This window comes from Fredinandcohnia onubensis, from assembly GCF_002734285.1.
GTDB lineage: Bacteria > Bacillota > Bacilli > Bacillales > Bacillaceae_L > Ferdinandcohnia > Ferdinandcohnia onubensis_A.
Genome location: NZ_NSEA01000028.1, coordinates 55,511 through 71,055 on the forward strand (window position 1 = coordinate 55,511; position 15,545 = coordinate 71,055).

Consider the following 15,545-nt stretch of genomic DNA (forward strand, 5'->3'; position numbering starts at 1 on the left):
TATAACGGCTTTCTTAATGGAGGTATTGTTTTGAATGAAATAATAGAAACAGCATCGTTCTTAGAACAAAAGATAAAGTCTTTAATGAAACATGGAGAGAAGCAATCATCATTGGAGTTGTCGTATGAAATTACAGAGTTGCTAATAACTACATTAACCTCATTACAACAAGAAAAGCAAAAAGAAAATGAAACGAAGTTGCAATCTTTTATAGAAGAAAGAATAACTAATATTAAAAATGGCATAACCCCTATTGAACTTAAAAACAAAACTTTAACGGTGATTCACCTTATACCATTAAGCATTTTCGATTCCAAACAAAACAAGTTAGATATGGCGTACTTTGTAAATAGAGGTTATTCATTACCTTTGCTATCAGGGGCTGGAAGAGATTCCAGATATAATTACGATGGATTTCTTTCCTATAATTCTTATAATGGCTCATACCTTCAAGTATTCCGGAATGGTTGTATAGAAATAGTTGACAATGGGTTTTTTCAAGAAGAAAACAAATGGCTTTTCCCAGTTAGGTATGAGAATGCACTAATTGAAAACCTTCCAAAATATTTACAAGTTCTGAATCAATGGAATGATTGTAAGCAATATCTAGTTTGTGGAAGTTTCCATGGTGTTAAGGACTATTCTCTATATCTTCAAAATCAATTTTTCTATGAAAAGTTATTGATAGATAGGGACGAATTATATTTGCCACAAATATTGATTGATAGTGAAGTGGAAATCCCAAAAGTATTGAAGCCAGCTTTTGATGTTTTATGGAACTCAGGTGGTTTAAATGGTTCACAAAGTTATAAAGAAGGTAATTGGAACCCAAGACATTAACTATTGAAAAGGTGATTTAAAATGGAACGTAAAACTGCTTTTGTTACTTATAGTTGGGATTCAACAGAACACCAACAATGGGTCCTGAATCTAACTAATGATCTAAGAAAAAATGGTGTTGATGCTACAATGGACTTATTTCAAACACAGTCCGGTACCGTTAATTTAAATCAAATGATGATAACTAATATAAGAGATAGAGACTATGTAATTATAGTTTTAACAGAAGGATATGCTGAACGGTCTGACAATTTTAAAGGTGGCGTTGGCTTTGAAACTCTCTTGTCTTTACCAATCCTATTGGAAAATCCCGATAAAATCATTCTTGTGATGAAGCATAAGGTCAATTTTAACGATGCATTTCCATTCCATTTAAAAGGCTACTATGCAATTAATTTTTCAAACGAATTAAATTATGCGAAATCATTAAAAGAATTGATACATAAGATTTTTGGTGCTCCATTATATGAAATGGAACCTCTTGGTGAAGTGCCAGATTTAAAACCGTTAGGTAGCAAAAGTCCAATTTCGAATTCCACACCAACAATTGATTTTTCGGATATAGAAATCCCTAATCTAAAAAGAATCACAGATAGGGACAAAGAAGTTTTTATTGTAGATAGTTATAATCATATTAATCGTGTCTTCGAAGAATTATTTAATAGTATTAAATTAACAAATCCGAACTTCGAATACACTAATGAAAGAATAACCAATACCCAAAACCATTTCACTTTGTATATTGATGGAAATAGAGTAACTGGTGTTAAAATGTGGATTAGCGATAGTTGGGGGCAAAAAAGTATCAACCTGAGTTACGGAAGTATTGGCTGGGGATTTGAAAACGATAATTCCTATAATGAATCAATTGTTTCTGAGGTAGGCCAAGATAAAACACTAAATCTAAAGATGACAATGAATGTCTATGGAAATAATAGAGATGCGTCAACTCCAGATGAGATAGTAAAAGAAATATGGAAGAATAATTTATCGCATCATATTAGATAGAAATGAGAATGAAGAATATTGAGAATACACCTACGAGAATGTTGACCCATAGTGAATATCCAAGACAAAGGGGAATTGGAAATGAGCGAGCAATTATATACAGTGAATGATTTTTACAATGATTTAAGTCAAAGACAAATACCTTTGTACCGAAAATGGGTAAAAGGATTATCTCCATTGTTACAAAATATTGTTTCTACCGAAGAAGTAAACTATTTCTACGGTAGAAACATTTATAGAGAAGGAGAAAAAAATTTATATTTCTTTTATGTAGATAAAATAGTTGTTGTAACTATAATAGAAAACGTAATAAATTTTCAAACCATAAAAGAGGATATAGTTGAAGCTAATTTTATTCCTTCTGAAGGAGAATCTTCATCGACCCTAGTTTTGAAATTCACCAGTGGTAAAGCGATTGAATTCAATAGCCTTGAAGATTCAAACTATAATTGGAATGAAACTTATGCAGCGAATTTATTAGCAATATATAAATCAATTTAACTAAGTGCCAGCATCCTTTGTGTTGCTTTTTCTATGTTTAAAATTATTTAAATGAAGTTGATATATACTTTAAAATATCTGCCTTGAGTATCATAGGGTATCTATTTAAGAAATATATGAATATTTTCCTGCGGACAAAATAAGAAATTAGAGCGTGTTTAAATATAATTAATCATTGGGCCACATTATTTATGTGGTTATTACAAAAGCGAAGTAAAACCTCCACTTTATATAGAGAAAATATTTATTCCAACCGCACATAATATAATTTTTAGTACGGGGTGTTAATTATCCTCAATTAAAGGGCCAGACCCCCATCGTACTAAAGCGTTAGCGCACTGGGGGTCAGGCCCTGCTTTTAAATATATATCCTCCTAGCATAACACCCCATACCCTTTCGTATATTTATCCGATAAAATTATATATTTTTAACTAGTTTCTACGGAAAACCAATATTTTTTTGATTCCCATAAGACTCAATCTCTTTCACGAACGTCGGATTTAGTGTAAAACAAGCAAATTAGCCAAGGTATTTATTGATCCCCATGACCACTCCGTCCTCACTCTTCAATTCCTGATGGCAAACACAGCAACAAATCTCCAATTACCCACCTCAACTGTAATGATTTAATTTATACTAATGTACTAATCAATCATTTTTAAAAAATCATGTTCAGTAATAATTTTGATTTCTTTCCCTTTTTCAACAAGTTCGTAAGCTTTCTCCTCTTTTGTACTTAATCCATCTTCACCAACAAGTGATTTATCTTGCTTTCCAACAACTAAATAATGAGTTTTGCTGCTAACCCCGGATTTTAAAACGCCACCTAAATCCGCAACTTTTTGCATCGCAGTTTTTCGCTCAATTGTTTCAAGTTCTCCAGTAAAGACGATGTTTTTTCCAAAAAGGATATGATTTTCATCAAACGTTTCAGCGTTGGCGGCAATTTCTGACACACTCACCTTAGTAAACTTTCTTCTTTTTACAAACGATTTTATTGGTTTTAATTCCGAAAAAGATTTTATAGCAATACTACGATGTAAACGACAATATGATTCTAGTGACTTTTTCTTTTTTAAATTTACACAATGAAGAACCAACTCCGCAGTTGCAAAGGCATCAGCCAAAGCATCATGATGATTTTCTAATGAAATGCCGAAGAATTCTGTTCGTTCTTTTAAAGAATTCCCCACAGTTACTCCACTACATGCTCGTGTGCTTATTGCGATACTATCTATGTAAGTAAAATCGGGCAGTTCCAAATTATATTCCGTTAGACAAGCATGTAAAACACTCATATCAAACTGTGCATTATGAGCTACAAAAATGTTTGAATCTGTGAAGATATCTTTAATTTCCCTCCATATTTCATCAAATTTTTTTGCATCTTTAACATCATCTAACGTAATCCCATGAACATCCACCATCTCTGGATCAAATTCTAATCCAGGCGGTTGGATATAAATATGTTTTTTATCCACGATTTCATTATTCGCTACAAAAACTAAACCCATTGAACACGCACTACTTAGCTCCTTGCTGGCAATCTCAAAATCGATTGCGATAAAATCAAATTTTATCCCTCCAATTTTATATTTTTCCAATAAATATTTATCTAATTCCACTTTATTTTCAAATAACAAAGACGATGTTTCCGTTAAAAAATGATAATGGTCACTGTATATACTTTTACGGATGGTATATGTAACAGAGAAAAGCTTTTCTTCCTCGTCTTTCCATTCTTTATATTGAATCGACTCTTTATGTATGGGCTTAAACTGATGTCGACGGATCTCTTTCCCATCTCTCCTAACGATAATCAAAGCCTCGTTTTGAATATTATGAAATACTAAATTTTGATTTTTATATATGCCCTTGGAACTAAAACATTGCGTTCCATTTTCTAAATGCCTTAGTAACATTTCCTCACGTATAAATCCCGTAACAAGAACTTTCCCATCTTCAATATCCAAAATGCCACTTTTCAATTCGTTTACACGAGCTTGTAACATTGATGAATCCCCCCAGTAATAATTTCTCATAAATTAAGACTATTTTACCATATAAACCCATATTAAAAATGTGAATTTTCTAATAAAAATTACCTCAATTAAAGGTCCCCATCGTATTAAAGCGTTAGCGCACTGGGGGTCAGGCCCTGCTTTTCGAGAGGGTTTACGCCTTTAGTAAAAGGGGGAATTTGGTTAGGATACAACGAAAAAGCGTTACAATTTTGAAAAAGGACATAATTCAAATGGAAAAAACCACAAATTTAAATTTAGGAGTTAATCCTAATGTAAAAGGAAGGGCTGACGAAATCCATTCGCAACTTGGCATACCAATGTCAACAGCGATAGATATTATTTGAAGTAAAGGAAAAAAAAAGTGAAGATAGAAAAAATCCAATAAAGCTAGGAAATTATCAAAAAAGGATCAAGGTAATATTGCAACCCTATTCTCCTTTTATTCATTAAGTCTAATAAAATATAAAATTTTTCAACATTTTAAATTTAGTAACACCTATACAAGGCCAGTGAAGAAATTGCTTAATACTTTAAAGCCCCTTCGTATTGACGTACTAAAGAAACTACACTAATATAAAGTAAATTAGAGAAAATTTAAATTCTTTCATCAATAAGGAAGTGGTCTCCGTGAGCAAGGAAATGGAATTAGTAGAGAAGCTAGATAGTGAGTTTCGTGTTCGCACATATATAGGAAAAGCTGCTATGGCTGTCACAGGACTTGCAGTCATTTGGTCGATTTTTCAAATATTTGCTGCAGGTTCTGGTGTTTTTGATGCGATCTCCTTAAGGGCATGGCATATGATGTTTCTTCTTGTTGTTACATTTTTGCTTTATCCTGCTACAAAAAAAGGCAAACGGGTGCTTAAATTTCCGTCTGTATTCGATATCATTCTTATCTTATTAAGTATTGCGTCAACCGGCTATTTATTAGCTTCATATAAAACCATAGTGTTACGTGGAGGCTTTTTACTACTACCGGATTACATATTTGGAGCTATTGGTATTTTGATGATTTTTGAAGCGGCGCGCAGGGTGGTTGGGAATCTAGCAATCTTAGCTTTAATATTTTTCCTATATAATTTCTTCGGCCCGATGGTCCCTGGAATCTTCGGACATGGTGGGTTTAGCATCAAGCGCATCATTGATTACTTGTTCTACGGAAGCGAAGGAGTTTTTGGAATTGCAATCGGCGTTTCCGCAACCTTTGTGTTCTTATTTATCTTATTTGGTGCATTTTTGAGCAGAAGCGGGTTCAGTCAATTTATTAATGATTTCGCATTAACGATTGCAGGGAGATCTCCAGGAGGACCGGCAAAGGTTGCTGTTATCGCCAGCAGTTTGATGGGAATGATCAATGGTAGTGCCTTAGCCAATGTAGCAACAACGGGTACACTGACTATTCCTCTTATGAAGAAAAATGGCTATAAAGCTAGGTTTGCAGCGGCTGTTGAAGCGGTTGCCTCGACAGGTGGTCAATTTGCTCCGCCGATCATGGGGGCAGCGGGATTTGTTATGGCAGAGTATTTAGGTGTTTCCTATACTGTTGTCATGGTGGCCGCGATTATTCCGGCGTTTCTCTATTACTTAACTTTAATCATGGTTGTCCATTTTGAAGCGAAACGACTTGGGTTAAAAGGGCTTTCGAAGGATAACATTCCGAAAGCAATGGATGTGCTAAAGAAACAAGGGCATCTATCTCTTCCATTAATTGTATTGATGGGAATGCTATTTATGGGATATACCCCATTATATGCAGCTGTATTTTCAATCGTCGCCTGTATTGTCGCAAGCTGGCTGCGCAAGGAAACGAGGATGGGACTAAAAGATATCATCTTGGCACTTGAAGAAGGAGCGAGAGGTGCAGTCGGCGTTGCAGTTGCCTGTGCCGTAATTGGTGTTATCATTGGTACTGTATCTCTAACAGGTCTTGGTCTGAACTTTGGCTATGCGGTGATGAATTATACAAATGATAGCCTGCTTATCGCTGGGTTGCTTGTAATGATTATGAGTATTATTCTGGGAATGGGTGTTCCTGGGGTGGCAGCGTATGTGATTGTCGCAACTGTGGGTGTTCCAGTATTAATTAACCTTGGAGTTTCACCGCTTGCAGCCCATATGTTTGTGTTGATTTATGCTTGTTTATCAAATATCACACCACCAGTAGCACTTGCTTCATATGTTGCTGCGGGGATCGCGGGTGCCAATCAAAATCAGGTTTCCTTAACTGCTGTAAAGCTTGGATTAACCGGCTTTATCCTGCCGTTTTTCTTTATCTTTAATCCGGCGCTGCTGCTTGGAGCAAATCCATATTCTGAGAGTATTATTCCAGCGGTTACAGCAATTATTGGATGTATTTCACTTGCAGCAGGGTTGCAGGGGTGGTTGTTTACGAAAGCGAATGTGGTTCAAAGAGTTATCTTTGCAATCGTTGGTATTTTAACAATTGCACCAGGTAGTTTAACTGACTATATTGGCATTGGTTTATTAATAGTAGTTTTAGCTTGGCAGTGGGTTGCAAAAAGAAAGTTGGCCCCAATCAGTCAATCTATAAACTAATTAAATAAAATAAGGGGGAGGACTACAGAATGTTTAGAAAGAAAAAAGGCTTTCTAGTATTAATGATGCTAGGTGCAGCCCTTGTGTTAGGTGCATGTGGAGGTGGAGATTCTTCAAGTCAAGAAGGTGGCGGTAAAGAAGGGGCAAAGCAGCAAAATTTAAATTTCCCAACAGCAGGATCAACGGGTACCATCTATCCGTTAGGTTCAGCGATGGCAAACCTTTGGGGAACTGAAATTGAAGGGTTACGTGTCAATGCTCAAGCTTCCAATGGCGGGGTTGACAACTTGAACCAATTGAAAGAAGGAGAAGCACATATTTCATTCGCTACTTCTGGCATCATTTGGGAAGCTTATAACGGTGAAAGAGGATTTAAGGATCGCAAATATGAAGATGTTCGTATTGTAGCTGGTCTATACTACAATCCAAATCAGTTTGTTGTTCGAGAGGATGCAGGTATTGAATCTGTTGGTGATTTAAAAGGAAAGAAATTTGCACCAGGATCAACAGGAAGTACACCTGAAGTTGAATCAAGTATTATTTTACCAGCTTATGGAATTAACTATCCAGATGATATCAATGCTAACTTTGTTGGATTTACAGAAGCGATTGATTTAATGAGAAACAAGCAAATTGACGGTGCTTTAATCCAAGCAGGGCTTCCAACTGCTGCGGTTACAGAAATGACTTCTACCGCTGACGGTAAATTAATTGGAATTGAGCCGGAAATCCGTAAACAATTAATGGAAGAATATCCTTGGTATTCAGAAATGACGATCCCAGCTGGTACATATGAAAACCAGAAAGAGGATGTTGATACGCTTGCGATTAAAATGATGTTAATAGCTGATGCATCAGTTGACGAAGAAACGATCTACCAAATGACAAAAGTATTCTGGGAAAACCTAGATCAGCTTGAGAATACTCATGCCATCGTCAAGCAAATGGAAATCGAAAATGCAGTAACCGAGCTTGCTGGTATTCCATTGCATGATGGTGCGAAGCGTTATTATGAGGAGAAAGGGTTATTAGAAGAATAAGATTAGATTTTTTTTGGAGTGTCAGGACAATTTTGTTCTGGCTCTTTTTATTCTTGTGTTAGTAAATTCACGCATGTGTGGGCTGTTGGAGTCGAACAATGCCCAATCAATCAAAGATTGGGCTTATTGCCTATCACCTATTTGTGAAACAAGAATTTTCGGGTCGTCACTGTGACGTATCCTAACTGTCAATCTCTTTTATAACAAACCCTCTTGCAAAGGTATTTAAAATACGTATGAGACGCTCTGTCATTTCACCGGGTGTCACATCAAAATCCCGCGCAATCCAGTCCGTAATTAACCCCGCCGTACCATATGCCATATAACGCTTTTGGTGGTAATCATCAACAGAAGGCACATCGTATTGAATATCAAATTTATTTTTCAATAAATTAAATATCGCTTCAGGCAGTTGCTGGTGAATGTGTGGCAAGGTATCTTCTAAAAGTATTAATGTAAAGTAATCACGGTGATCGTAAATATAAAACAACAAGTCGAAGGAGTTTGTTGTTAACTCTTCTACTTTTACCCGACTATCGCTTTGGTATTTACACATGCTGTAATACTGAATGGCTTCAAACATTTCATCCATTAACTCTTCAACAAGGTCATCTATGTTTTGATAATACACATAATACGTTGTTCGATTATAGTGCGCATGATCAACGATGTCCTTCACCGTAACAGCACTAAATCCCTTTTTATGTACCATTTCAATAAATGCTTTTTTTAAGAAATTTTTTGTCCGCATCGCTTGGTTGGAATTGGATTTCATCATATTCCTCTCCTATTAGACAGATTTGATGAAAGTGTTGGTATCCTCAACATTATAACAAATATTAAGGATGGTTTATAGCAAGAGAAACCTAGTAAACTATAAATGTAGCAAGAATTATTAGGGGAAATTACAAAAAATAAAATTTGAACAATTTGGAGGAGATAGTATGAGAGGTTGGCTATTTTCAGGTACAAATAAACCACTAGAATTAATTGAAAAAGAAGATCCGAAAGCGATTCCAGGTCATGTTGTAATAGACGTGAAAGCTGCTGGTCTATGCCATTCAGACGTTGCGGCACTACAAGATCCAGGTTGGATGCCACTTTTCCCAAATGGTCCTGTTATTATGGGGCATGAGTTTGCTGGGGTTGTTATTGAAGTGGGTGAAGGTGTTGAAGGTTTTAAAGTTGGAGACCGTGTTGGGGCTAACCCAATGAATAGAGAAACAAAAGTAACTGCTGGGTATAACTATGACGGCGGGTATGCAGAAAAAGTACGTGTTCCTGCAGATCAATGCGTAATTATTCCTGAAGGCGTTTCCTATGTAGAAGGAGCAGCTTCAACAGATGCAGGGATTACAGCTTATCGTGCTCTTTTCAGTATCGGACAAGCTAAAGAAGGTACAAAATTAGGAATCATCGGCATTGGTGGTCTTGGTCAATTTGCTCTACAAATGGCTCTAATTAAAGGTTGCGAAGTATACGCTACCGATGTTTCTGAAGGAGCTCGAAAACTTGCTGGAGAACTAGGAGCTCATAAAGTATTCGATACTGTTCTAGATATGAAAGAAGCAGAATGTGACGTTATTGTGGACTTTGCTGGTTTTGGACAAACAACTTCTGACGCACTGGATGCTGTAAGACCAAAAGGAACAGTTGTAATCGTTGGTATGGGTAAATTAGAATCTAATATCAATACGTACTTAATGATTACAAAAGAAATTAAGCTTTTAGGAAGCAATGGTGGGTCTGTAGAAGACCTAAAAGGTGTGTATGATTGCTTCGCTACTGGAAAAATGAATCCAGCTCTTATCACAATCCCATTTGAAGAAGTCGACAAAGGGATTGAAAAACTGAAAAACCATGAAGTAAAAGGACGCTTAGTAGCTGTATTTGAATAAACGGATATAACAATCTTCTGAAGTGAAAAAGCCTGTGAAATTTTAACATAAAAATTTCACAGGCTTTTATATATTTTTAGCAAAAAAGAGAAAGATAATTTGAGTTCACCCAACCAATTTCTCCAATACCTCTATCTTAAGTTAGTTATATCCCGGCCTGTTTTTATTGTTAAATATATATGTAAAGTTTTTTACTTAAGCTAAAGAGGGCTTAAGTTGAATATGTATTAAAAAATGACTAGATTCCACGTAAATAGGATCCCAGCCATTTATTAAACCCATAAATACCTTGTGTTGAACATACACTTCGCACATGTCGAGTGCTCAGGCAATTTCATACAAGCTGAACAAAAAGCCCAATCAAAACAAGATTGGGCTTTTTGCCTATCACTTACCTGTGGAACAAATTTGTGAAACAAGAAAATTCGGGTTGTCACTGTGACGGGATAGTGATGAGCCACTATGCCTGTAAAGCAAAAAAAGGATAGGACTTAAGGGGGAGTTTTATCATTAATTAAAGAAAACAAAATCAAAAAAACAAAAATCCTAAAAAATATAACAATATCTTTATTGTGAAAGGGCTTTCTTGATAGTAATCTCAAACTATACTAGTTTAGAAAGGGCCCATTTTATCTAGTATGTTGGTGTTATGGATTAGGTAACAGGTTAGCAGGGGAGAACAGGTAACCAGGTTAAATAAACTTTTATACATACTTGTAACGAATCCACTGACATCACCGAATCACTCCCTTTTATCCTCATTGAAACTTTCACACGAGATTCGAGAAAAGTTTATTACCATGGTTATATAGGTATCTATCCCTTCTAGGTAAAGAAAAAGACCAAATAGCAAAAAGAGTAATTTATTGAAAAGGAGGAAATGACAAGTTGAATCTTAAATTGTTTAAGAAATCATTAGTTGGATTATTGGTAGTTATGCTGGTTTTACCGTATTATACTACTGGTTTTTCACATTTGCTTGTAAGTGCTGAGGGAATCTATAATCCTTGGATGTCGATTTCCAATGTTGGCAATGAAGTAAATGAAGTCGTAACACAAGACTCAAAGTCATATGCAAGACTTGGTACTGGTGATGGTAACGACAATGGGGGAAAAGCAGCTGTCTTCCGTGAAAAAGGAGCGAAAGGTCAAGAAACTGGTACAATGGAATATACGTTTATACCAGAAACAGATAGTAAAACAACAAGATTCGGATTTAACCCTCATTATGTGGATGCAAACAATTTTGTATTTGTAGGTTATGATGCTGGTGGCTGGTTCTACGAATACAAGTATCAAGGAAAAGGTGAATGGTTACAAGAACGACCTGATGTACCTAATCCAGAACAGGGAAAGGAATATACTTTGAAGATTGAATATAGTGGTTCAACAATGGATGTAACTCTAAATGGTGAGAATCTATTTGGGGGAACAGTAACGTTAGCAAGTGATGTCGAAAAGCTTATTCATGCTCCTGAGGCTCTAAAGCTTGGAAAATATGGTGGTGAAAACACTCAGGTTCTCCTTGAGTTAGACGAGTCAGCTGTTGACCCTGGAACTGAAGAACCGGGGCAAGAGCCAGAACCTGAACCAGAACCAGAACCAGAGCAGGATCCAGAGGTACCTGATAGAGAACCTGTTAACATTACTGATAATAACCTCCAAGATGGAGACTTTGAGATTATACAAGGGGATGGAACGTTAACCTATAACAATGATGGAACGGTTACTTTTAATGTTCCTAACTCCCATGCTAAAAACAAAATCATCTATAAACCGATGGAAGAAATTAAAAATGGTGTATTTGAAGCAGATATTACTACGGATAAAAATTTGAACAGATTTGGATTTATCTATCGTGTTCAAGATCCAACATCATACACCTATGTTGGTACAGGCGATCAAAATAATCAATATTTTGGTGAAATCTTTGGTCCTGCAAACAGATGGACTGCAATGACTGAAGGGGTAGCACTTAAACCAGGTGAAACCTATCATCTAAAAGTAAGATTTATTGATGATGTATCTACTTTGTATATTAATGGTGAAAAAATGGGTTCATGGACTCAACCTGGTGGAGTAAATGTTCCTGGACAATTAGGTCTAGAAAAAAGTCGTGGAGATGCCAAAATTACAATCGGTAATATTCGTATTTTGGAATATACTCCACCTAAGCCACCGAGTACACCTCCTGTTGAGAATAAGTTAAGCTCAGAATATATGGATGTCGTAATCGATGAGGTATTCCCTCGTGTGATCGAATACAGAGTTGGAAATAAAGTAATGAAAGGTCAGGAACGACCTGTCTATGGATTGAAAGTGAATGGCGTGTTGTATTATCCAGAGGTTAGCTTTGAAAAGGCCAAAGATAATGAAGCTCTATACACTTTAACTATTAAAGATGAAGTAGAAGATCTAGATGCTGTATTTAAACTTTCATTAAAAGTAAAAAATAATCAAGTAATCTACCACTTTGAAGATATTAAAAATGCAGGTAGTGCAAAAATTGAAACCATTGAGTTTGCGGACATGAACTTCATTTCTGTTAACTCGAATGAAGAAAATGCTAAAGCAAAATTAACTAATCTTAGCAGTGATGTTACAAAACCTGGTGATGTTGATGTAACAGTTGATACGGATATGAATAGAGTTGGCACAACAGATACGTATTATACTGCGTTTTTATCCAACAACGATTTGAGTGCCGGTGTATGGTCGAGTTCGGAAGTGGATGGACATCGTAATTTGACAGCAAATCGGTATGAAAATGAAGTTGGTGCAAAAGCGGTGGGTATTGGTTCAAGTCCATTATTTTATCATAGAGAATTTATGCCAAAACCTTCTTCTAATCCAGCAACGATAAAAATTGCAATTGCCGAAGATTTAAATGAGGATTCCAATGTTGACTGGCAAGACGGTGCAATTGCATATCGTGACATTATGCAGGATATTCCTGAGTGGGAAAATGTGAATAATATCGTAGGAACACGTATTGCAATGAATTTCGGTTCCCAAGGACAACAGCCGTTCTTAAAGACATTGGATAATATTAAAAAGGTTGCATTAGCAACAGATGGTTTACGTCAAGCAGTACTATTAAAAGGGTATGGAAACGAAGGACATGATAGTGCACACCCAGACTATGGCAATGTAGGTGAACGTATGGGTGGTGACGAAGATCTAAACCTGTTAATCAAAGAAGGACATAAGTACAATGCTGAACTAGGTGTCCATATCAATGCACAGGAAACCTATCCAGAAGCAAAAGCATTTAATGAAGACCTCATCAATGGTCCAAATGCAAGGGGATGGGGATGGATTGACCAAGGGTACACTATAGATAAATTATATGACTTATATTCAGGTTCCCGTGCAAAACGCTTAGATGATTTGGAAGCAGTGGCACCAGATTTAGATTTTGTGTATTTAGATGTATGGTACCAGGACCAATGGGAATCTAATAGAGTTGTAGAACAATTTGTGGAAAGAGGTCTACGAGTAACGACTGAATTTGGTACGTCTATCCCGAACCATTCTACATGGCAGCATTGGGCTACTGATAAAAACTATGGCGGACCTGCAAGTAAAGGGATTAACTCTGAAGTGTTACGTTTTATAAGCAATCACCAAAAAGATTCATGGGTATTAAATTGGCCAGAAGCTGGTGGAACAGCAGATCATCCACTTCTTGGCGGGTTTGAATTAGGTGGATTTGAAGGTTGGCAGTCAGATAAAAACTTTGACAACTTCATTACTAGAACGTTCGATACAAATTTACCAACTAAATTTTTACAAAAGTATTATGTAACAAATTGGACGAAGGTGGATGGAGATCCAACGAAAACCAACCTTGAAAAAGAAATTAAGTTGCAAGACCCTAGTAATGGAGACAGGGTAGTTGTCACTAGAAAAGATGACTCTAGAGATCGTATCATTACACTAAATGGCAATGTTGTTCTTGATGGGAATACGTATCTTTTACCATGGGTAGAACAGGATTTTGAAACACCTACACATGATTCTCAAAAATTATACCATTGGAATTTAGAGGGTGGGGAAACGACATGGACTCTTCCAGACGAATATCAGGGTATTGATAATGTGAAGGTGTATAAGTTAACTGATCAAGGAAGAACAGACAAGCAAGTAATAAAGGTAAAAAATAATAAAATTACCTTAAATGCTGAAGCTAATACTCCATATATCGTTATAGCTGAAGACGAAAAAGGAGTAGAGGTAGATGAATGGAGTACAGGTGCTCATGTTCACGATACAGGCTTCAATACAGGTACGGTACAAGATAAGCATACTAAGGTCAAAGGGGATAAGAAGTCTGTAAGTGTGATCCGTACTGATCAAACTGGAACAGCTCGTCAATTAAGCAGTGGTGACTACTACTTAAACTTTGATAGCCCATCAAAATATACAGAAATTTCACGTTCTATTACGGGATTAGAACCTGGTAAAAATTATGTAGCTGAAGTATATGTAGATAACCAAAGTGACGTAAAAGCATCCATCAAAGTAACTGGTGGTGTAAAAGAAAAGTCGAACTACACAATAAGAAGTCTGCAAAAAAATTACGTCAAAGCAGATTCACATGCCACTAACGATGGATACCAAAGTAAAATGCAGCGCATACAGGTAAGTTTTACTGCGAAAGATAAAACAGCAAAATTAATTCTAAGCCGTGAAGCCGGTGAAGGAATAACTAAATTTGATGATATTAGAGTCGTACAAAAATCTTTGAACAATTATGCAAAACCAGGTGTATTTACACAAGACTTTGAGACAGTTGTTCAGGGAATTTACCCATTTGTTATTGGGAATACAGAAAATGTAGAGGATAACAGGATTCACCTATCTGAAAAACATGCGCCATATACTCAGAAAGGTTGGGCTGGCAAGGTAGTTGATGATGTAATTGAAGGGAATTGGTCAGTTAAAGTAAACACTGGTAATCGTGGTTTAGTGTATCGTACCATTCCACAACATTTCCGTTTTGAACCCGGAGTTACTTACAAAGTATCATTCGACTATCAGACTACAGCAACATCTATTAGACTCATTTCTGGAGACGAAGAAATTGATGAAAAAGAGATCAACCAAGTTAAAGAAGTTAACGTAAATGAACTACTTCCAGCCTCTACTGAAACTAGAACAGCTGAGTTCACCATTACTGGTGCTGAAAATGGTCAAACCTATATTGGGATCTTTAACGATGGAACTAGTTTAAATATGCACACAGGTGAAGGTACGTTTATTTTAGATAATTTACGTATTGAAGCTACGTCTCCAATATGGCATGTTGGAGAAAAAGCCCCGAATGATCACTTAGGTGCCAAAGGAGATTATTACGTAGACACGAAGAAACTCGATATCTTTCAGAAGCAAGATAAAGAGTGGAAACTGTTTGACAATATTCGTGCGAAAATAAACAGCAGTGATAACAAAGGGTGGACGTTAGGAGATGGAGTGCCAAGTGAAGTAAAAGGTAAAAATGGTGATTTTTATGTAGATCAAACGGCAGGAGCCTTATATTTAAAATCTATAAACGGTTGGGAACTTGTTACTAAAAGAGGCACGCTAAAAGAATAAGATATAGAATTGAAGAAACAGCTGATCAAAAAGAAATTCTCCTTTTGGTCAGCTGTTCTTTTTATCCCGCAATAAAGGG

9 protein-coding genes are annotated in these 15,545 nt (G+C 36.2%); 7 read left to right on the plus strand and 2 right to left on the minus strand.

Features of this window, described 5'->3' with window-relative positions; translation table 11 throughout:
* The first annotated feature begins 30 nt into the window (after positions 1-30).
* The 3 genes from CKJ95_RS21440 to CKJ95_RS21450 all read left to right on the plus strand — a co-directional run bounded on the left by CKJ95_RS21440 (position 31) and on the right by CKJ95_RS21450 (position 2,349).
* Positions 31-840, plus strand: a complete 810-nt coding sequence (locus tag CKJ95_RS21440) for a hypothetical protein (RefSeq protein WP_099355501.1) — start codon at positions 31-33, stop codon at positions 838-840.
* 21 nt (positions 841-861) lie between these two features.
* Positions 862-1,848, plus strand: a complete 987-nt coding sequence (locus CKJ95_RS21445) for a toll/interleukin-1 receptor domain-containing protein (protein ID WP_099355502.1) — start codon at positions 862-864, stop codon at positions 1,846-1,848.
* Positions 1,849-1,929: 81 nt separating this feature from the next.
* Complete coding sequence (locus CKJ95_RS21450) at positions 1,930-2,349, plus strand: DUF3908 family protein (RefSeq protein ID WP_099355503.1); 420 nt, start codon at positions 1,930-1,932, stop codon at positions 2,347-2,349.
* Between the two features lie 645 nt (positions 2,350-2,994).
* Here CKJ95_RS21450 and CKJ95_RS21455 read toward each other — a convergent pair.
* Positions 2,995-4,362, minus strand: coding sequence for an exonuclease domain-containing protein (locus CKJ95_RS21455; RefSeq protein WP_257215886.1), 1,368 nt, complete (start codon positions 4,360-4,362; stop codon positions 2,995-2,997).
* 639 nt (positions 4,363-5,001) lie between these two features.
* On the opposite strand from CKJ95_RS21455, the gene CKJ95_RS21465 reads away from it, so the two are divergent.
* A complete protein-coding gene (locus CKJ95_RS21465; protein WP_257215887.1) occupies positions 5,002-6,930 on the plus strand; it encodes a TRAP transporter permease in 1,929 nt (642 codons plus the stop codon).
* 29 nt (positions 6,931-6,959) lie between these two features.
* Positions 6,960-7,970: a TAXI family TRAP transporter solute-binding subunit gene (locus tag CKJ95_RS21470; protein ID WP_180271639.1), complete on the plus strand. Its 1,011-nt coding sequence runs from the start codon at positions 6,960-6,962 to the stop codon at positions 7,968-7,970.
* Positions 7,971-8,151: 181 nt separating this feature from the next.
* Here the strand turns inward: CKJ95_RS21470 and CKJ95_RS21475 are convergent, their stop codons facing one another.
* Positions 8,152-8,745: a TetR/AcrR family transcriptional regulator gene (locus CKJ95_RS21475; RefSeq protein ID WP_180271641.1), complete on the minus strand. Its 594-nt coding sequence runs from the start codon at positions 8,743-8,745 to the stop codon at positions 8,152-8,154.
* Positions 8,746-8,914: 169 nt separating this feature from the next.
* Here CKJ95_RS21475 and CKJ95_RS21480 point away from each other — a divergent pair, with 169 nt between their 5' ends.
* Positions 8,915-9,868, plus strand: coding sequence for a zinc-binding dehydrogenase (locus CKJ95_RS21480; RefSeq protein ID WP_099355505.1), 954 nt, complete (start codon positions 8,915-8,917; stop codon positions 9,866-9,868).
* Between the two features lie 888 nt (positions 9,869-10,756).
* Positions 10,757-15,466: an endo-alpha-N-acetylgalactosaminidase family protein gene (locus CKJ95_RS21485; RefSeq protein ID WP_257215888.1), complete on the plus strand. Its 4,710-nt coding sequence runs from the start codon at positions 10,757-10,759 to the stop codon at positions 15,464-15,466.
* The last annotated feature ends 79 nt before the right edge of the window (positions 15,467-15,545 follow it).

Excerpts from the sequence above, each read along its gene's own strand:
- CKJ95_RS21445 (WP_099355502.1), top strand. The coding sequence starts at position 862 with ATGGAACGTAAAACTGCTTTTGTTACTTATAGTTGGGATTCAACAGAA.
- CKJ95_RS21450 (WP_099355503.1), top strand. The coding sequence starts at position 1,930 with ATGAGCGAGCAATTATATACAGTGAATGATTTTTACAATGATTTAAGT.
- CKJ95_RS21455 (WP_257215886.1), bottom strand. The coding sequence starts at position 4,362 with ATGTTACAAGCTCGTGTAAACGAATTGAAAAGTGGCATTTTGGATATT.
- CKJ95_RS21470 (WP_180271639.1), top strand. The coding sequence starts at position 6,960 with ATGTTTAGAAAGAAAAAAGGCTTTCTAGTATTAATGATGCTAGGTGCA.
- CKJ95_RS21475 (WP_180271641.1), bottom strand. The coding sequence starts at position 8,745 with ATGAAATCCAATTCCAACCAAGCGATGCGGACAAAAAATTTCTTAAAA.
- CKJ95_RS21480 (WP_099355505.1), top strand. The coding sequence starts at position 8,915 with ATGAGAGGTTGGCTATTTTCAGGTACAAATAAACCACTAGAATTAATT.